At 70.8% G+C, this 18,090-nt stretch carries 14 protein-coding genes; 7 read left to right on the top strand and 7 right to left on the bottom strand.

Annotation, left to right across the window (positions count from 1 at the left end; all coding sequences use genetic code 11):
* Positions 1-36: 36 nt before the first annotated feature.
* The 4 genes from ACFY1L_RS47305 to ACFY1L_RS47290 form a co-directional block, all read right to left on the bottom strand.
* A complete protein-coding gene (locus ACFY1L_RS47305; RefSeq protein WP_388840149.1) occupies positions 37-1,269 on the bottom strand; it encodes a CynX/NimT family MFS transporter in 1,233 nt (410 codons plus the stop codon).
* Positions 1,270-1,347: 78 nt separating this feature from the next.
* Positions 1,348-2,466 carry a hypothetical protein gene (locus tag ACFY1L_RS47300; RefSeq protein WP_388840146.1) on the bottom strand — a complete coding sequence of 373 codons (1,119 nt, stop codon included), beginning with the start codon at positions 2,464-2,466 and terminating at the stop codon, positions 1,348-1,350.
* Positions 2,467-2,647: 181 nt separating this feature from the next.
* Positions 2,648-3,385, bottom strand: coding sequence for an isochorismatase family protein (locus ACFY1L_RS47295; protein WP_388840143.1), 738 nt, complete (start codon positions 3,383-3,385; stop codon positions 2,648-2,650).
* 2 nt (positions 3,386-3,387) lie between these two features.
* Positions 3,388-3,966: a cysteine hydrolase family protein gene (locus tag ACFY1L_RS47290; protein WP_388840139.1), complete on the bottom strand. Its 579-nt coding sequence runs from the start codon at positions 3,964-3,966 to the stop codon at positions 3,388-3,390.
* A 152-nt stretch (positions 3,967-4,118) separates the two neighbouring features.
* Here ACFY1L_RS47290 and ACFY1L_RS47285 point away from each other — a divergent pair, with 152 nt between their 5' ends.
* Together ACFY1L_RS47285 and ACFY1L_RS47280 are read left to right on the top strand one after the other, a co-directional pair.
* Positions 4,119-5,114, top strand: a complete 996-nt coding sequence (locus tag ACFY1L_RS47285) for a GlxA family transcriptional regulator (RefSeq protein WP_388840136.1) — start codon at positions 4,119-4,121, stop codon at positions 5,112-5,114.
* A 75-nt stretch (positions 5,115-5,189) separates the two neighbouring features.
* Positions 5,190-6,560: a Fic family protein gene (locus ACFY1L_RS47280; RefSeq protein WP_388840133.1), complete on the top strand. Its 1,371-nt coding sequence runs from the start codon at positions 5,190-5,192 to the stop codon at positions 6,558-6,560.
* Positions 6,561-6,605: 45 nt separating this feature from the next.
* Here the strand turns inward: ACFY1L_RS47280 and ACFY1L_RS47275 are convergent, their stop codons facing one another.
* Both ACFY1L_RS47275 and ACFY1L_RS47270 read right to left on the bottom strand, forming a co-directional pair.
* Positions 6,606-8,054, bottom strand: a complete 1,449-nt coding sequence (locus tag ACFY1L_RS47275) for an arabinose isomerase (RefSeq protein WP_388840130.1) — start codon at positions 8,052-8,054, stop codon at positions 6,606-6,608.
* A 34-nt stretch (positions 8,055-8,088) separates the two neighbouring features.
* The gene (locus tag ACFY1L_RS47270) at positions 8,089-9,387 is read right to left on the bottom strand and encodes an MFS transporter (RefSeq protein WP_388840127.1); all 1,299 of its coding nucleotides are present in this window, start codon (positions 9,385-9,387) and stop codon (positions 8,089-8,091) included.
* Between the two features lie 267 nt (positions 9,388-9,654).
* On the opposite strand from ACFY1L_RS47270, the gene ACFY1L_RS47265 reads away from it, so the two are divergent.
* Complete coding sequence (locus ACFY1L_RS47265) at positions 9,655-13,596, top strand: glycosyl hydrolase (protein WP_388840124.1); 3,942 nt, start codon at positions 9,655-9,657, stop codon at positions 13,594-13,596.
* On the opposite strand, the gene ACFY1L_RS47260 is transcribed toward ACFY1L_RS47265, so the two are convergent.
* Positions 13,579-14,598: a LacI family DNA-binding transcriptional regulator gene (locus ACFY1L_RS47260; RefSeq protein ID WP_388840121.1), complete on the bottom strand. Its 1,020-nt coding sequence runs from the start codon at positions 14,596-14,598 to the stop codon at positions 13,579-13,581. The two genes, ACFY1L_RS47265 and ACFY1L_RS47260, sit on opposite strands and share 18 nt — an antisense overlap.
* Positions 14,599-14,801: 203 nt before the next feature.
* Between ACFY1L_RS47260 and ACFY1L_RS47255 the strand changes: the two genes are divergently transcribed.
* The 4 genes from ACFY1L_RS47255 to ACFY1L_RS47240 all read left to right on the top strand — a co-directional run bounded on the left by ACFY1L_RS47255 (position 14,802) and on the right by ACFY1L_RS47240 (position 17,850).
* On the top strand, positions 14,802-15,215 hold the full coding sequence (locus ACFY1L_RS47255; protein WP_388840118.1) for a DUF6069 family protein: 414 nt from the start codon (positions 14,802-14,804) through the stop codon (positions 15,213-15,215).
* A gap of 79 nt (positions 15,216-15,294) precedes the next feature.
* On the top strand, positions 15,295-15,618 hold the full coding sequence (locus tag ACFY1L_RS47250; RefSeq protein ID WP_388840115.1) for a putative quinol monooxygenase: 324 nt from the start codon (positions 15,295-15,297) through the stop codon (positions 15,616-15,618).
* Between the two features lie 61 nt (positions 15,619-15,679).
* Positions 15,680-16,477, top strand: coding sequence for a hypothetical protein (locus ACFY1L_RS47245; protein ID WP_388840113.1), 798 nt, complete (start codon positions 15,680-15,682; stop codon positions 16,475-16,477).
* Positions 16,474-17,850 (top strand): alpha/beta hydrolase, encoded by a 1,377-nt coding sequence (locus ACFY1L_RS47240; protein ID WP_388840110.1) that lies wholly within the window; start codon positions 16,474-16,476, stop codon positions 17,848-17,850. Before ACFY1L_RS47245 ends, ACFY1L_RS47240 begins: the two co-directional genes overlap by 4 nt.
* Positions 17,851-18,090 lie beyond the last annotated feature (240 nt).

The raw sequence follows: 18,090 nt of genomic DNA, 5'->3' as shown, positions 1-18,090 counted from the left end.
CTTCTCAGTATCCCTGCCGTCGCACTCAACTCGCGACTACTGACGGACGAGTTCGCCGTCGGTGCGCGAAGCAGTGTTCGCCGGGTCGTCTTCGCCGCTGTGGGGGCGTACGTGGCCCGGGCGGGCGGCGAGGAGTCCTGCGAGCGCCTCCGGTACGACCAGAGCGATCAGTACAGCGAGGGGCACGCGCCAGCCGGCGGTGGTGTTGTGGAGGACCCCCATGGCCAGGGGGCCGAGGCCGGCCAGCAGGTAGCCGATGGTCTGCGCCATCCCCGACAGGTCGGCTGCGGTCCGCGGGCCGTCCGTGCGCAGCCCGAGCAGTGTGATCGCCAGGGGGAAGGCGCTGCCGGTCGCCGCACCGAGCAGGCACACCCACACCCAGCCGAAAGCGGGGGCCAGCATCAGACCGGCGAGGGAGACCAGCTTCGCCACGATCACGGCAACGACGAGGAGTTGCTGGCTGCGCATTCGGGCGGCGACGAGGGGTACGACGAACCCCAGTGGGATGCCGACGGTCAGCATCACGGACGTCATCAGTCCGGCCTGGGCGGGTGTGTAGCCGTACGCCTGCATGATCTGCGGCAGCCACGCCACCAGGACGTAGAACATCAGCGACACCAGCCCGAGGAACGCCGACACCCACCAGGCGAGCGCGCACCGCAACAGTGATCCGCCCGCCATCCTCGGCGTCGGCGGTGGTGTCCTGCGATGCCGTCCGTCGGCTCCTGGGGCAGCCAGCAGCCCCCAGACCGCCGCGGCCGGCACCGCGGGCACCGCCCACACCGCCAGGGCGAACTGCCACCCGGCAGCGGTGCACAGCGGTACCGCGGCTCCGGCGGCGAGCGCGCCGGAGAGGGCCATGAGGGTCATGGTGAGGCCGGTCAACAGGCCGATGCGGTGGGCGAAGTGGTCCTTGATGAGCGCGGGCAGCAGTACGTTCCCGACCGCAATGCCCGCTCCGGACAGCACCGTTCCGGCGAACAGGGCCGCCGGCCACGGAAGTGCCCGTACGGCGGCGCCGAGCGCCAGCACCCCGACGGCGGCGCACACGGCGGCCTGCGCTCCGAACCGGCGGGCCAGCCGGGGCGCGAGCCAGGCGAAGGCGCCCAGGCACAGCACCGGCAGCGTCGCCAGCACGCTGACCTGGGTGCCGGACAGGGCCAGTACGCGCTGCAACTGCCCGATGAGCGGCGGCATCCCGGTGATCGCCGCGCGGAGATTGATGGTCAGCAGAATCAGGCCGGCGAGGAGCCACAGCCTGGTTTTCACGTTTCCCCCCAAGGACGTGACGGCGGCCCCCTCCTCGGTCCCAGGAGAGGGCCGCCGGGCTTGCAAGGTGTGGTCCGGTCAGATGCTCACGCCGTGGTCGACCGGACACTTCGCCTTGCCCGCGCTGCGGAACGCCGCACCGGAGACGGGCGTGCCGAGCTCCTTGAGGATCTCGTCCGACAGCAGGTCCTCCTTGCCCTTCAGGGCGTCGGCGACCTTGGTGTCGGAGACGAACACCAGCTCAGCGGCGATGTTGTCCTGGACGATCCGCGCCAGGTTGTCCAGCGCCACCCCGATCGGGTCCGACGGCAGCTGCGCCGTGGGGATGTCGATCAGGTGGGTGTCCACCTTCTTCTGGTTCATCATCGGCCTGATGATGATCTCCGCCTGGTTCAGCACCGACGTCGTCCATATCGACAGCACCACCGTGTACAGATCGGCCCAGGCGGCCTCGCCGATCTGTGCCCGCCACTTCTTGCACAGGCCCTGTACGCCGGAGATCTGCGCCGCGGCGGCGTGCTGCATGTTGATCCGGATCGACGGATAGACGCGCCGCGCGAAGTCCTGGAAGGAGGAGATGTCGAAGGCGCGGGCGCGGATGGAGTCGGCGATGAACGTCAGCGCCTCGTCGAGGATCTTCGCGCACGAGTTCTGCAGTTCCTGCGGCAGGTTCGCCGCGGCGAGGTTGTTCCTCGCGGTGGTCAGCTTGTCCGCGAACGCCTGCAGCGGCGTTGTCCAGGCGTCGGTGCCGGGGCCCTTCATCGCCACCATGTCGAGGTCGTGGGCGTCGATCCGGTCGGCGTTGGAGACGTTGGGGACCTTGCCCGACAGGTACTCCGCGATGGTGGAGTAGACGCCCAGCGGGACGTGGGCGATGGACTTCGCCAACTCGAAATCCTCCGCCACCGGGTGCTCGACGTACTGCTTGCCCTTGTGGACGAGGGTGAAGGTGCCGCCCTTCGCGTCGTTCTGCACGATGATGACGGGCCCGAGATTCTTGACCAGGTCGGCCTTGAGTGCCGCGTAGTTGGTGCGCATGGCCGCGTTCACCGCGCGGATGGAGTCCCGGGCGGTCTGGGTGTCCACCGCCGCCGCGACGGGAGCGGATGCCGCACTCGACTCGGCAGCCGTGTAGCCGAGGATCGTCGCGGCGCCGATACCGCCCGCACCACCAATGAATTTCCGGCGTGTCGCCATTGCTTGCTCTCCGTGTCGGATTGATCGTCGGGTGTTCCCGCCGTGGGGGAAGCGGTGGTGTGGGGGGAACAGACCCGCCGGGAGCCGCGAGGGCCGGGACGCGGGAGCAAGATGGGGGAGGTTCCCTCTCCGGCAGCACAGCGGCCATGGGGTCGCCGGAGAGGGAGAACCGCCGGGCGTTCTACGCCAGCGCGGTGCGGGAGGGGACGACGACGCCGTACAGGTCGGCGATCGTGGCCAGCGCGCTCTGGTGGATCTGCTCGGCGGACAGCCCGCCGCCGACCGATGGCAGCGGCCGGGTGGCGCAGGCGTCCGCGACCACGGTGGGCTTGTTCCCGCGCAGGAACGCACCCTCGGCGGTGAACGTCACGCACATGTGCGTCATGAACCCGGCGATGACCAGGTTGCCGTGCCCCGCCCGGTCGACGAGCCTGCCGAGATCGGTGTTCACGAAGGCGTTGGGGGCCCTCTTCACCACGGTCGGCTCGCCCTGCGCGGGCCTGACCCGGTCGTGGATCCGGCCGATCTCCGCGCGGATGTCGTACGGGGTGTCCTTCCCGCCGTCGTTGACGACGTGGATGACCTTCGCGCCCGCCTCGCGGGCCGCGCCCAGCAGTTCGGCAGCGGCGTCCAAAGCGGCCTGCCAGCCGGTCAGTTCCATCACACCGCGGGTGTAGGTGTTCTGGTAGTCGACCATGATCAGAGTGGCGGAGGCGAGTGAAGCCGGCCTGTCGGCAAGGCCGCCCAGCCTGCGCAGCGTCGTCGTGCCCGACGCGTCCGCGGCCGCCGCCTGCGCCGGAGTGTCGCCCAGGCGGGTCGCGCCGAACACCGCCGCGCCGCCGACGACGGCCGCACCGCCGGCCTTCAGGAACCCGCGGCGGGATCTCCCGCCCGGCTCCTGCTGGTCCTGCTCCGTCATTGTCAGGCCAGCTCTTTGCCGGAGGCGACGACGACGCCGTACGCATCGGCGATGGCAGCCAGCGCACTGCGGTGCAGCTCGTCGGCGGACACGTCCACGATCGACCGGGTGGCGCACGTGTCCGCGGGGACTGTGGGCTTGTTGCCGCGCAGGGCCGCGGACGCCGACGTGTAGGCGATGCACATGTGGGTCATGAACCCGGCGACGATCACGGACTCGTTCCCGGCCTCGTCCACCAGCTTGCCGAGGTCGGTCCCGTGGAAGGCGTCCGGGGCCTGCTTGACGACCACGGGCTCACCCTCGACCGGGGCCACGCTGGGGTGGATCTCGCCGATCTCCGCGCGGATGTCGTAGGGCGAACCCTCGCCGCCGTCGTGCTGGACGTGGATGACCGCGGCCCCGGCCCTGCGGGCACGGGAGAGCAGGTCCGACGCCGCTTCCAGGGCGGACTGCCAGCCGTCGAGCTCCATCGCACCGCGGGTGTAGGTGTTCTGGTAGTCGACGAGGATCAGCGTCGAGGACGCGAGGGCCGCGGGGGTGTGGTCGGCGCCGCCGAGTTCGCGCAGCGTCTTGCTAGCCACAGATCTTCTCCAAAATTCCGGGAACTTGAACAGGTCGTTCAACACTCTGTTGAACTGAATGCGACGCTATGGCCCGGACCGGGGCGTCGGCAATGTCGCACTACTTGCAGAAACCGACACCCGGGTGTGCGGGCGAAACAGGGGGATACAGGGTGGGGACCGTGAACCGGTTGATCGTGATCGTGCTGTTCGAAGGCGTCGACCTCCTCGACGTCACCGGACCACCGGAGGTGTTCTCCCTCGTCCCGCGCGAAACCACGCAGCGGGTCGGCTACGAGGTCGTACTGGCCGCCGAGACGACGGAGCCGGTGACCACGGCGGCCGGCGTGCGGATCCTGCCCGATGCCACATTCGACGAAGTCGGCGCCCGGGCGATCGACACCCTGCTGGTGCCCGGCTCCGTCGAGGTCGACGGCGAGGACCGTGTCCACCCCGTCGTCGAGCCCGGCACGGTGACCCGGGTGAAGGCGCTGGCCGGCCGCGCCCGGCGGGTGGCCTCGGTGTGCGTCGGCGCGCACATCCTCGCCGCGGCGGGGCTCCTCGACGGCAAGCGCGCCACCACGCACTGGTCCACCGCGCAGCGCCTGGCCGCCGACCATCCGGCGGTGCGGGTCGACCCGGACCCGATCTTCATCCGCGAGGCGGGCGAGGTGTGGACCGGCGCGGGCATCAGCGCCTGCCTGGACCTGTCCCTCGCACTGGTCGCGCAGGACTTCGGGGAGCCGGTCGCGCTGCGCGTCGCCCGCCAGCTCGTGATGTACCTGAAGCGGCCCGGGGGACAGTCCCAGTTCAGCGTGCCGCTGGAGCGGGTGTCCACGACACGGCGCATCGAAGACCTCCGGCACCACATCCTGAACAACCTCGGCCGGCGCCTGACCGTCCCGGACCTGGCCGCGTACGCGCATGTCAGCGACCGGCAGCTCACCCGAATCTTCAAGACCGAACTCGGCACGACACCGCACGCCTACATCGAGTCGGCCCGGGTCGAGATGGCCGGCAACCTGCTGGAGACCACCGACGACACCCTCGAACGGATCGCCTCCGCATGCGGGTTCGGCACCGTCGACACGCTCATCCGGGCGTTCCATCGCCGCCATGCCACGACGCCGAGCGAATACCGGGCGAGATTCCGCGCCACCCCCGTCTAGAGGACGTCTGTCAGGGACACCGGCCCTGCGGTAATCCGCTTGAACCACGGGCCGGTTGACGTGCAGGCTTGCGCGGTGATTGTCGAGCGGTCCCCCCGCTATCTGACCTGGGATGATGTGGACCCCGCACGTCACCCCTTCGACAGTGGGTCGGCGCCACGGGTGGTGCGCTCACTCGGGCCCGCCCGGGGGGTGCCCAGCCGGCCCGACATCCCCTTCGCCGACCAGGCGATGAGCGCCTGGAGTTGGGACACGGCCGAGCCCTGGGCCGACGCCATGTCGTACGCCCTCGCCGAGCACTACGGCCGCTGGACCGCTGGCTGGCGCTGGGCGCACGACGAAGGGGACTTCGACGGAGGACCGGTCGGCAACTGGTGCTGCCCTCGGGACTCGATCACCATCCCGGAGGAGACGCTCGACCGCGTCGTCGCGGCACTCTGCGAGTGGCGCGAGTGGGTGGAAAGCCTCTCCGGGTGGTTCGAGGCGTACCCGCTGGACCTGGCCGGCGTCGAGGACCAGCGGATCCTGTGGGAGCGCGCCGCCCGCAACCTGATCCTTCAAGTGACCGACCGTACCGGCTGCGGCAGCGGCTGGTACGGGCACTGTCACCAGGTGCTCACCTGGTTCCTCAGCCGCTGGAACGTCGCACCCGACGTCGCGGAGAAACTCGTCGACGAGGCGATCGGCGGGCGGTTCGGGAGCTGGACCGGCCCCGACCCGGTGCTGGTCGAGGACGTCGCCGAGCGGCTCTCGCTCTCGCTGCGGCCGGACGACGCCGTACGGGCGGCCGGGCCCGCGCAGGACCACCTCGCGCGCTGGCTCGCGGTGCGCGAGACCGTGCCCTGGCACGAGGCCCCGGACGGTGGCGGCGACGAACCGGTGACCCCCTCGCGCGACGGCGCGGTCGAGGACATCCGCGCCTTCGACGGCGCCATCGACCCTGCCCGCGCCGAGGGGCTGCTCGCCGCCGTGGCGCTGCTGCGGGCCGACGCGGCGCGCGGCGCCTCCCTCGACTTCGAGCTGCTCCGGCGCTGGCAGCAACACGTCCTGGGCACGGCGCAGTTGCCGCCGTTCCGCGAGCTGCCGGCCTTCGCCAAGGGAGGCCGGGAACGCTACGGCATCGGCCCGGACACCCGGTCCCGCCTCGACGCCTGCCTGGCCGAGAGCGTGCGGGACGCCGAGCAGCCCCTTCCGCTCACCGCCCGGGCGGCACGTGCCTGTCTCGACGTCTGCTTCTTCCATCCTTTCGACGACGGCAACGCCCGGTCCGCCCTCCTCGCCCTCGTCTTCGTCCTCGCCCGCGAAGGCGTCGCGCTCGACGGGGTCAGCCTGCTGCGCCGCATCACCTTCCAGGCGGACAAGCCCCAGGACGCGATGGCGCTGGCCCGGTACGTCGACGTCCACCTGGCGGAGACCCGACGGGGCGCCGGTCTGCTCGGCTCCTAGGGGAGAGAGCGCCAGGCTGGGGGCCAGGCGTCCAAGCCGCTGCCGTCACACCTCCCGATGCTCGATGCCCAACAGACTCGCCGCGGCCCGGAAGTCGGCCGTGTGGTGGCCGACGGCGAGGGACCAGTGGTGGCCGACGCCCGTGGCGCTCCACGCGTCGACCCATTCGCCGGGGTCGCGGCCGAAGTCGACACGGCTGGTGGTGTTGCCGATCTCCAGGAGCGGGCCGGGGACGACGGTTCCCTCGGAGGAGATGAACGACAGGCTGCCGTCCGCGTCCTGGCCGAGCCCGAGGAGAGTCACCGGCCCGTGCTGGACGTCGAACTCCACGCTGACGCCCCAGCCGCGCTTGCCGTGATAGACACCCAGCCCGCGCAGCAGCGGGTCACGTGCGCTGACGGCGAGATGGGCAGGACCGTCGTGCCCCATCTCCACCACGTCGTCCTCGAAGTTGAGGGCCTGGATCTCGGTGAAGGAACCTCCCGCGCCGATGCTCTGCGAGGCCAACTGCGCGACGCTGGTGCGCAGTTCGTACTCCCCGGCCGCGGGCACACCCTGCGCCGTGAGCAGAGAGGCGCCCAGGATCATGCCGGCGCCGAGCCGCTCGTGGAGTTCTCCGCCGAGACCGCGGTGGTAGTACGCGAGGGAGTCGAGACCGAAGTCCTCGACGAGCCGGTCCAGGGCCACCGACACGGTCGCGCCCCACGCGAAGTCCTCGTCCACCACGCTGTCGTCGAGCGTGAACACCCGGCGGGCGAGCGTCATGCGGTCGCGGGTCTCCGCCTCGGTCACCTGCTCCACGCGGTGCCGCAGATCGTCCAACTCCAGCACCTCGACGTGCGAGCCGAACGTCGCAGGCAGCAGGGTCAGATCGGTGGACACGTCGAGCATGCCTGGATACAGGTGCCCCATCAGCCCGTGCCGGGCGTGCCGGAGCGCCGCTCGTACGTGCGCGGCGCGGATCCACTGCTCGATGCGCCGCCAGGCGGACTCCTGTCGCAGCCAGCCCGACACCGACCGGAAGGGGATGCCGGCCCGTCGGAAGACGTTGCCGACCTCGGGCACCGAGCACTGGGCGCAGTACGCCAGCCAGGCACCCGTGTCGAAGGTGGCGTGGTCCATCCGCTCCGACGGCTGCAGATCGATGACCAGCACGGGGGTGTGCGAGCGCTGGGCGATCGGCAGCACCATCGACGAGGTCAGATACGTCGTCAGGAACAGCACGATCAGATCGCAGTCCGTACGGCGCAGCTGCTCGGCCGCCGCCGCGCCCTCCTGCGCGTCGGAGATGAAGCCGACGTCGGTCACCTCGGCGTCCATCCGCTGCAGGCGCTCGGTGACGTAAGCGGCCGACTCCTTCAACTGCGGCAGGAGACCGGGGAATTGGGGCCAGTACGTGCCGAGCCCGCCGGCGACCAGGCCGATTCGGGTGCGGCGGCGGATCACCGGGGGCAGCAACTCCCGTAGGGACATGGAGTGTTCGGCAGTGGTCATGACGCTGGAGGCTCCTTCGGAGATCCGCTTCGGTTCACGCTCGGGCCACTCCCAGATCCGCGGGAGCGGAAGCGGCGTGAGGGGAACGGCGGATGAGGACTCGGACGATGTACACGCCTGCGACCGCCGAGGCCGCCATGCAGGCGGTGATCGACCAGAGCAGGGCGGAGGCGCTGTACTCCATCAGCGCGGGCGTGACGAACGCGACGCCGGCGAAGACCCCGCGCGAGAGGGCGTAGGTGAGGCCCTGGGTGGTGCCGCGGGTGTCCGGGGGCAGTGTGAGCTGCGACCACACCTTGTAACTGGCCTCTCCCGCAAAGGGGTTGGAGATCTGGTAGAGCACGAAGAAGACCAGCATGCCGACCAGGGCGCCGGCCGTGAGGGAGGCGATGCAGAAGGCGAGGATCTGGACGACCGTGAACACGTAGAACAGCCGGTCGCGCAACGGGGTGTCGGCGATCCGCACGAAGACGAAGGTCAGCACCAGCGCGATCGGCAGGAAGGCCAGGTTGATCCCGGTGGCCAGGCTCTGCGAGGCGCCGCTGACCGTGACCAGCAGATACGTGCCGAACTGGCCGAAGGTGTTGGCGCCGATGCCCCAGGTGACGTAGTAGGCGAAGGTCGCGGCCATCGGCAGCAGCGCGGCACGGTTCAGCACGTTCTTCAGCTCGATGCCGCGCGGGGCGGCCAGCGCGGCCGCCTCCTGGGCCACCTCCCTGTCCGACGGCTCGTCGGCCAGATTGAGCCGGGAGCGGAGCTGCCAGGTGACCAGCGCGGCGACGGCCAGATGGCCGGTGATGAGGCGCGCCCCGGTCATGCCGGTGTCCGACAGGAGGTAGCCGAGGAAGATGACCACGACGATGCCCGCCACCCACATGACCTGCGTGAAGGACACGAGACGTGCCCGGCCCTCGGCGGGTGCGGCGTCCGAGACCACGGCCAGCGAGGTCGGCAGATCGGCACCGGCCGCCAGGCCCGCCACGAGCACGCCGGCGAAGAGCACGATGTCGTTCGGGGCGAGCGTGATGACGACCGCGCCCAGCGCGAAGCAGAAGATGTCCCAGTTGTAGACACGGCGGCGCCCGAACATGTCGGCAAGGCGTCCGCCGACGAGGGAGCCGACGGCGATGCAGCCGGTGACGATCGCGCTGATCGCGCCCGCCATCCACACGCCCATGTCGTAACTGTCCCGGTAGATGGCCAGGTTGACGGCGATGCTGACGATGAGAGCGGCGTCGAGGTAGGAGGCCATGCCCGACAGGGCCGCCACCTTCCACAAGCGCCAGGGGATGGGTTGTTCCGAGCGTTCGGGGACAGTGGGGGTTCGGACCATGATGCGACTCCGTCGTCGTCTGGGGATGGGCCGAGGGGATGGGTCGAGCGGAGGGGGGACGTCGCGGCTCTGAGGCCGATTTGCAGTGAATATAGGGTCGGAAAAACGTTCCAACAACCCCTCATGCGCCCATTTGCAGGAAGCCGCGACAGCCTCCTTCCCGCCCCTCGGATCCGGTGCCAACATTGCAGGTTGTCGACGACTTGGTCCGTGTAAAACGTTTTGATCCGTGAGGGTGCCCCGGCCGTACTCGGAAGGACCGTATTCGTGATCTCCTCCGCGCTGCAGCAGCTGTTCGACGACCCGCCCCGGGACTTCGGCCCCACCCCGCTGTGGTGGTGGTCGGGTGCGAGGGTCACCCGCGAGCGCCTCGCCTGGCAGATGCGCAGGTTCGCCGACGGAGGCGTCCACAACCTCGTGGTGATCAACCTGGCGCCGGCCGGCCCGGGCTTCGGCGCCCGGGCCGATGAACCGGCATGGTTCGGCGAGGAGTGGTGGGCCCGCTTCACCGACGCCTGCGAGATCGCCCGGGACCTGGACATGCGCCTGTGGTTCTACGACCAGATCGGGTTCTCCGGCGCCAACGTCCAGGGCGCCGTGACCCGCCTGCACCCCGAGGCGGCCGGCCTCGCGCTGCGCTCGCGCACAGCCACCGTCTCCGACGGTGCCGTCGAACTGCTCGACTCCGAGACCCTGGTGGGCGCCTACTCGGTGGAGGGCAGTCGCCTGCTCGTCACCGCCACCGCGCGGATCGCGGCCCCCGAAGGCAGCGAGGTGCACCTCGTCACCGCGGCCCCCACGGCGTTCGACTACCTGGACCCGCACGCCGTCGGCCTGTTGATGGACACCGTCCACCACGAGTACGACCGCCGAGTCCCCGAGTACCTGGGCAACGTCGTCGCGGGCAGCTTCCAGGACGAACTGCCCGGCACCAACGCGTGGAGCCACCGCTTCCCCAAGGAGTTCCTCGCCCGCCGCGGCTACGACCTGCTCGACCATCTGCCGGCCCTGTTCCGTGATCTTCCGCAGGCGGCGAAGGTCCGCGCCGACTACTACGCGGTCCGCGCCGAACTCACCGAAGAGGCCCTGTTCAAACCCCTCGCCGCCTGGCACGACGAGCGCGGCATGCTCCTGGGCTGCGACCAGAGCCACCCCGCCCGCTCCGGCTACCCGGCCCAGTCCACCCAGATCTACTCGGACTACTTCCGCACCCACCGCTGGTACAGCGCCGCCGGCAGCGACCACCACGGCGACTCCAAGGTCCACTCCTCCATGGCCCACCTCTACGGACACGAGCGCGTGTGGATCGAGGCGTTCCACTCCTCCGGCTGGGGCGGCACCCTAGAGGACACCTACGACTGGCTCCTGCCGTTCCTGCGCAGCGGCGCCAACCTGTACAACCCGCACGCCAGTTACTTCGGCACCGCGGGCGGCTGGTTCGAGTGGGCACCGCCGTCCACGGACTGGCGCCAGCCCTACTGGCCGCAGTACCCGGCCTTCTCCCGGGCGGTGGCCCGCATCTGCTCGATCATGTCCTGGGGCACCTACAGCGCCGACGTCGCGGTCCTGCACCCCACCGCCACCATGCAGGCCCTCATCCCGCTGGACGCCCCCGTCAAGCACTTCGGCGACGGCCGCCTCGGCGACGGCCACGCCGACGTCGACGAGACCCAGCGCCACTACCTGGACCTGTGCGGCACGAACAACTGGCTCGGTCCCAGGGTCGGTTCCCTGGACCGGCACCGCATCTCCTACGACGTCGTCGACGACGCCTCGGTACAGCGGGCCACCGCCGCCGACGGCGCCCTGCGGATCGCGGACCTGGCGTACACCGCGGTCCTGCTGCCCTCGGCGAGCATCCTGGAGGAGGGCACGGCGCGACGGCTGACCCAACTCCTCGACGCCGGCGGCCGGGTGGTCGCCGTGGGCCGCCCGCCCACGGCTGCCGCCGGACTGGCCGGTGACGACTCCGTCGTAGCGGAGCTGACTGCACATCCGCGGCTGGAGCGAGCCAGTGACGCGGAGGCGGGCGCGGCGGCCGTGGCCGATGGCGCCGGGTACGCGACGGGTGAAGTGCCGCTGCTGGTAAGGAGAAAGGGCGAGGAAGCGGTCGCCCTGGTGACCGGCGCCTTCCCTGATGCCCGCAGGCATCCGCCCCGGGGCAACCACGACGTCGACCCCGCACGCTACGCCCGCACCACGACCGTCACCGTCCGCGCCCCGGTCGCCCGGGCCGAGGCCTGGAACCCGGCGACCGGCACCCGATTCCCCGCGCCGGTCACCGTCTCCGACGGCGTCTCCACCATCGAGGTACCGCTGCAAGGCGCCCCCGCCGCCCTTGTCGTATGGCGCGAAGGCACGCCGGAGGCCGCGAAATCCGCACCACCGCCCGACGATCCGGCCCGGACGACCGACATCTCGACCGGGTGGGAGGGCCGCCTGGTTCCCACCATGGACAACACCTGGGGCGACCTCGCGCTGCCCGAGGGGGCAGCGGTCGACGAGCCACAGATCTGGACCATGAAATGGACCGAGACCGACGCTCCCTGGCAGCGGACACGCGCGACCTACGGCAACCGGGTGCGCATCCTGCCTCCCGCGCCCGCCGCGAAGGCCCCCGCCCCGCTGGACCGCGCCTCCGTCGTACAGGTGCTGGCCGGAGAGCTGCCATTCGTCCCACCGGACGAGGACTGGGCCGTCTCGCTGTACTCGTCGAGCCGCGGGATCCCCGATCCGGACGGGTTGCTCGGCAACAAGGGCTTGGTGACCGAGGAGTTCGTACGCGTCCCGGTTCCCGGCAGCGGAACCGTCGCCCGCGTCCGGGCCGTCGTCGAGACCGACCACCGCGGACCCGCCGACCTGCATGTCGGTGCGGCTGCGGTCAAACGCGTGTGGTGGAACGGCGAACGGCTGGACACCGGCAGCGGATATCTGGCGTCGGCCCGTGTGGCGGTGGAACAGCCCCGCAACGTCCTGGAGTACGAACTGGCCGACGCCCAGGACCGGCCGTCGCAGATCTCCGCCAAAGCCCATGCCCCGCTGGGGAGTTACTTCTGCCTCTCTCGTCCGGACGGGTTCGGACCGCGTCCACAGTTCATGTGCCTGCCCGACGATGTACGACCGGACGGCGGCGTGACCTACCGGGGCCGGCTTCGTCTTGCGCACGACGAGGCGCGGGCAGTGCTGGTCGTGGGGGCCGCGGCGGGCGTCACCGTGCTGCTCGACGGCGTCGTCGTGGCGCGGCAGGAGAAGGTCGAGTACTACGAGTCCGACTGGGGCGCGGTCCCGATGTTCTTCCGCCACGAACTGGCCCTCGGGGCGGGCGATCACGTGCTCGAGGTCGTCGCCGACAGCGTCCGTACACGGGAAGCGGTGTTCGTCGATCTCGTGGCGGGCGTGGTCGCGTTGGTCAGCGGTGCGGGCTGGGCGGCCGAGACGGGGGAGTGGCGCGGACATACGGTCGAACACACAGGCAGGTGGGGGGAGTTGCAGCACTGCCATGCCGCCGTACGACCGCACCCGCTGCCGGAGGCCGAGTGGCTCGCAGGCACACCGATGCTGGGTGCGGCCGTCCTGCCGCTGCGATCCACGGACGACGTCAACGAGCGCGCCCAGCGCTTCCGCTTCACCGTGCCGGCGGGCACCGTGTCGCTCGATCTCCCGCTGGAGCTCCCCGCACGGGTGAGGGTCGCCAATGGCGCCGAACATCCCCTGGACGGCCGGGTACTGACGCTGCATCAACCCCTACCGGAGCCCACCGAGATCGAGATCGTCACCGCTCCTACGGCTGTCCTGCGCGGCGGCTCCGCCTGGCGCGGTCCGGTGCGCGTCCGCACTGTGCCGGCGCCGCTGCCGCTCGGGGACTGGGGGTCGCTGGGGCTGGGCAGTTGGAGCGGAGGCGTGACGTACTCGCGGGACCTGGAGGTGCCGGCCGGGCCCGATCCGGTGCTGGACCTGGGCCGGGTGCGCGGCAGCGTCGCGCTGTTCGTCGACGGGGAACGGATCGGTGAGGCCTTCTGCGCGCCGTACCGCTTCGAGCTGCGCGGTGTCGCGGGCCGCACCGTGCGGATCGAGGTGACGGTCCACAACACCCTCGCCCCGTACCTCGCCGAAGCCACGCCGACCGCCTGGGCGTTCGCCTCCCAGCTCTCGTCGGGGCTGCTGGGGCCGGTGACCCTGCGGGTTCCGGACTCAGGCGACGGCAAGTGACCGGGTGGAGTCCCGCAGCACGAGTCCGGGCGCGAACACCCTTGCCTCGTGGGCGTGTTCGGCGCGGGCCTCCACCTCGTCGAGGAGCATCTCCACGGCCGCCCGGCCCAGGTCCTCGACAGGCTGCCGAACCGTCGTCAGGGTCGTCCCCACGAAGCTCGCGATGTCGAGGTCGCCGTAGCCGACGACCTGTACGTCCTCGGGTACCTTCACGCCGCGCTCGGCCAGTCCGCGGCACAGCCCGGCGGCGAGGAAGTCGTTGGTGCAGAAGGCCCCGTCGGGCAGTTCGTCGAGGCGACGGGCGATCTCCATGCCGTACGCCACCGTCATCTCCTCGGCGACGACCTGGCCCAGCCGTGCCTCACGCCGGGTGCGCACGGCCTGCCGGGCGCCCTGGTAGCGGTCGGCGCACTGCCGTATCGACCGGTCGCCGTTCACCACGAGGATGTCGCGCGCCCCGCAGTCCAGGAGGTGCTGCACGGCGATACGGCCGCCGGCGATGTCGTCGACGGACACGGAGCAGCCGTCCTGGGCCGGCATCGCACGGTCCGCCAGGACCAAGGGGATGCCGCGCTCGCGCAGCCGCGTGAGCCGGGTGGGGTCGGCGCTGAGCGGGACGACCACGGCCCCGACGGCGCGCTGTTCGACGAGCATCGTGAAGTAGCCCTGCTCGCGCTCCGGGGCGTCCCCGCTGTGGCACAGCACGAGGGAGTAGCCGTGGTCGTACGCGGCGTCGGCGGCGCCCCGAGCGATGCGCGCGTAGAAGGAGTTGGTCACGTCGGGCAGCACCAGGCCGATCGAGGACGAGTGGCCCGTGCGCAGCCCGGCGGCTCCCGGGTGGGGGACGTAGTCGAGCGCCGCGACCGCGTCGCGGACCCGCTCGGCGGTGCGGGCGTTGACGCGCTCGGGGCGGTTGAGCACGTTCGAGACCGTCGACACCGAGACGCCGGCGGCGGCTGCGACGTCCTGAATGCGGGCGGGGCGAACCGGAATGGCGTCCACCCCCTCGTTATGACAGCCGTGCGACCAGGCACGACCAGGTCCTGACAGGCGACGCAAGTCTAACGCGAGAGGTCTTAAATCGTTTTCCGGTATGTGGGAATCCTGATGGCCGCTTGAAGTTTCAAGCTCGCTGCGCCATCTTTGTGTTTGATGTTTCAAACTACTGCTGGGTCCCCTGCAGTTCCTTCCGCTCTGGAGTCGCCATGTCCGCAGTTGCCGAGAACACCTCCGTCCGCCGTGGCCCCCTCGTCGTGGCCGGCGGCGTAGTCGCCGCCATCGTGCTGTCCTCCCTGGTGAACGCGGTGATCGCCGTCCTGGCCCAGGCCGCGGGCGCGCCTGACGATTTCCGGCCGCTGAAGCCCGGGTCGTACATATTCCTGACCGCGGTGGGCGTGGCGGCGGGCGCCGCCGGATGGGCCGCCGTCCGCAAGCTCTCCGGGAAGCCCGAGGGCCTGATCCGGTGGCTCGTCCCCGTCGTCGTGATCGTCTCCTTCGTCCCCGACTTCTTCCTCTACGGCGACGGCGGCGCCACCGGCGTCGTGGCGCTGCTCGTGATGCATGTCGCCGTCGCGGCGATCGCGGTGACCGCGTACCGCAAGGTCATGCCGCTGACCTGAGCCGGCCGCACCGAAGCGCGCTCGGGCGCTCGGCGTCATGATGATGGGGAGCCGATCCGACTCCGACAGGGGAGCCCAGATGATCTTCATCACCGCGAAGTTCCGGATCCAGCCCCAGCACGCCGACCGGTGGCCCGAGATCGCCGCCGAGTTCACGCAGGCGACGCGCAGTGAGCCGGGCTGCCTGTGGTTCGACTGGTCCCGCAGCGTCGAGAACCCGGCCGAGTACGTCCTGGTGGAGGCCTTCCGGGACGACGAGGCCGGTGCCGCGCACGTCAACTCCGCCCACTTCAAGGCCGCACAGCAGACGCTGCCGCCGTACCTCGCCGAGACCCCGAGGATCGTCAACGCGAGCATTCCGCAGGAGGACTGGTCCCTGCTCGGGGAGATGGCCGTGGAGTAGGCGCCAACTCCCCGACAGACAGGCTGTGTTACGCCTGTGACGGGTGTTGCACACTGTCCCCATGACACGCATGAGGAAGATCGCAGCGTCGCTGCTGGCCACCTCGGCCGCGTTGCTCGCGATATCCCCCACCGCCTCCGCATCCCCCTCTGCCACCACCGCCCCGGCCCCGCACGGGACCCTTTTCAAGGACAACTTCGACCGCCTGCCCCTGGGGCCGGTCACCGCGGGCCGGGGCTGGACCACCGACACCTCCGACGGTTCACTGACCGTCGAACCCAGCAGCACCGGGCGCGGCCGCGAACTCCGGCTCCATACGGAGGGCAACGGCCGCGCCTTCCTCGTTCTCTCCGACCTCGCACCTCCCGGCAACAGCTTCTGGGCCCGGCTGCGGCTGCGCGTGGACCGGTTCCCCACTGCTCCCGACTGGGCGCACTGGACCATCGCGGAGGCCTCGGGCTCCGATGTCCCCACGCTGGTACGGCCGTTGGGCGGACAGTACGTCCCGACCTCCCAAGCCAACTTCTGGGGGGTCGGCTCCGACCTCGGTCCCACCGGGGACTGGACGGCCTGGAAGACCTCCGCTCCCGCCACGGCCGCGACCTGGCAGTGCGTGGAGTTCCACCTCGACGCGACCGACAACCGCGTCACCGTCTATCTGGACGGCAGGGAGCAGAGCGAGCTGACCGTCTCCACGAAGCAACACGGCGGTACGGCCGACGACTTCGCCTTCCCGCACTTCGACAAGCTCAAGCTGGGCTGGCAGTTGTACCAGGCCGACCCCACGCCGTCGTCGTACGACCTGCGTCTGGACGACGTGGCGCTGAGCACCCGTCGCGTGGGTGGGTGCGACTCATGACGAGAGATCTGACCAGGGCGCTGTCGCGGCGGGCGCTGCTGGGCGGGATGGCCGGCGGGCTCGTCCTCGCCTCAGCGTCGGGCGGTGTGGCCGTCGGGGCCGGGCGCAGCCACGTGGCCGGATGGGAGCCGTACGTTCCATTGGGCGTCGGCAGTGGCGGCGGTCCCGTCGGGACGGACCGTGTGCATGTGCTCAAGGTCGGCCCCGATACCGCACGCACGGTACTGGTGCTGGTTCCGGGCATGTTCGGGGCTGCGGGCGACTTCCGCCTGCTCGGCCGGGACCTCGTCGAGGCCGTGCCCGGGGTGCAGGTCTGGGCGTTCGACCGGCGCGAGGAGAACCTGGCCGACCGGTCCGGGTTCGCCGCACCGGACGCCGTCGGGTACTACCTGGACGGCCACTACCGCTCGCAGGACCCGGCCGCCTCCGCCTTCGCCGCACGGTGGGGTCTGGCCCGCACCCTGGAGGATCTGCGCACGGTCGTACGGGCCGCCGGTCAGGGAGGCCGGCGGGTCGTGCTCGGCGGTCACTCCTGGGGTGCCACCACGGCGATGACCTACGCCGCCTGGGACTTCGACGGCCGTCCCGGGTACCGGGATCTCGCCGGGCTCGTGGTGATCGACGGCGGGGTGCGCGGCGCGTTCGACGGGACGGGGGAGCCGGTGCAGGACTCGCCGGAGGAGGTGCGCGAGCGGCTCGCGGACATCGACGGCGGGGCGGTCTTCGACATGACCCTGAGCGCCGTCGGGCTGGGCAGCCGGGCGGAGAGCACCCAGATCTGGTACCAGCTCGCCGGCAGGTTCGCACACCGTGACCCGGACGGCGGCTCGGTCCTGCAGCCCCGGATGCCCGATGCCCTGCGGCCGCCCCAACCCGTCACCAACGCCGGGCTGTTGGGCACCTTGGTGGACGCCGGCTTCGGCTGGCCGAACGACATCAGCGTCCACTCGGGGCACCTCGCCGACAGCGGGGACCTGCGCGGTTGGGTCGACACCGGCATCACGCCCATCGCCCGGGTCGCGGCGGCGTACGCGGGCGGCCCGCAGCCGGCCGTGTGGGAGTGGTACTGGCCCGCCCGTCTCTCGGTGGACCTCGACGTCGCCGACGCCTACGCGGAAACCGACCTGACCCGCACGCTCGGACTGCGGCTGCGCCACGCCGCGGACCTGGACACCCCGCTCTACGCCTTCCAGACGAGCTACGCCAAGGGGACGATCGTGTCGGCCGCCCGCGAGGTCGCGCACAACTCGCGTATTCCGTACGCGACCTACCAGACCGACAACGGCATGAACCACCTCGACCCGCTGTTCGCGGCTCCCGCGCACAACACCCTCACGCGCACCCTTGCACCCTTCCTCGCGGGACTGCACTGACGCGTGACGACGGCTTCGGCGGGGCATCGGTGCGGTGTCCCGCCGAGGCCGGACAGCGCTTCTGTCGGAAATCCCTCGCAATCCCCCTCCCCCTGTCGGATTTCCCGGATCCGGAGGCTGTGGCTGGCCTCGAAGAAGGAGGTGGCCGGAAGCTGTCGGCGCTGTAAGCCGCGTGCGGTTCTGCCGCGCCACAAGGGGAGAAATTCGTGAACGTCGCGCCAACGGTGAACGCGCCCCGAG

It is taken from the genome of Streptomyces sp. NPDC001663, assembly GCF_042893105.1.
GTDB lineage: Bacteria > Actinomycetota > Actinomycetes > Streptomycetales > Streptomycetaceae > Streptomyces.
This window is presented reverse-complemented; position numbering and strand designations above follow the sequence as displayed.

What these genes read in the sequence shown, in the direction of transcription:
- ACFY1L_RS47300 (WP_388840146.1), bottom strand. Translation starts at nt 2,466, where the DNA reads ATGGCGACACGCCGGAAATTCATTGGTGGTGCGGGCGGTATCGGCGCC.
- ACFY1L_RS47295 (WP_388840143.1), bottom strand. Translation starts at nt 3,385, where the DNA reads ATGACGGAGCAGGACCAGCAGGAGCCGGGCGGGAGATCCCGCCGCGGG.
- ACFY1L_RS47275 (WP_388840130.1), bottom strand. Translation starts at nt 8,054, where the DNA reads ATGACCACTGCCGAACACTCCATGTCCCTACGGGAGTTGCTGCCCCCG.
- ACFY1L_RS47270 (WP_388840127.1), bottom strand. Translation starts at nt 9,387, where the DNA reads ATGGTCCGAACCCCCACTGTCCCCGAACGCTCGGAACAACCCATCCCC.
- ACFY1L_RS47255 (WP_388840118.1), top strand. Translation starts at nt 14,802, where the DNA reads ATGTCCGCAGTTGCCGAGAACACCTCCGTCCGCCGTGGCCCCCTCGTC.
- ACFY1L_RS47250 (WP_388840115.1), top strand. Translation starts at nt 15,295, where the DNA reads ATGATCTTCATCACCGCGAAGTTCCGGATCCAGCCCCAGCACGCCGAC.
- ACFY1L_RS47245 (WP_388840113.1), top strand. Translation starts at nt 15,680, where the DNA reads ATGACACGCATGAGGAAGATCGCAGCGTCGCTGCTGGCCACCTCGGCC.
- ACFY1L_RS47240 (WP_388840110.1), top strand. Translation starts at nt 16,474, where the DNA reads ATGACGAGAGATCTGACCAGGGCGCTGTCGCGGCGGGCGCTGCTGGGC.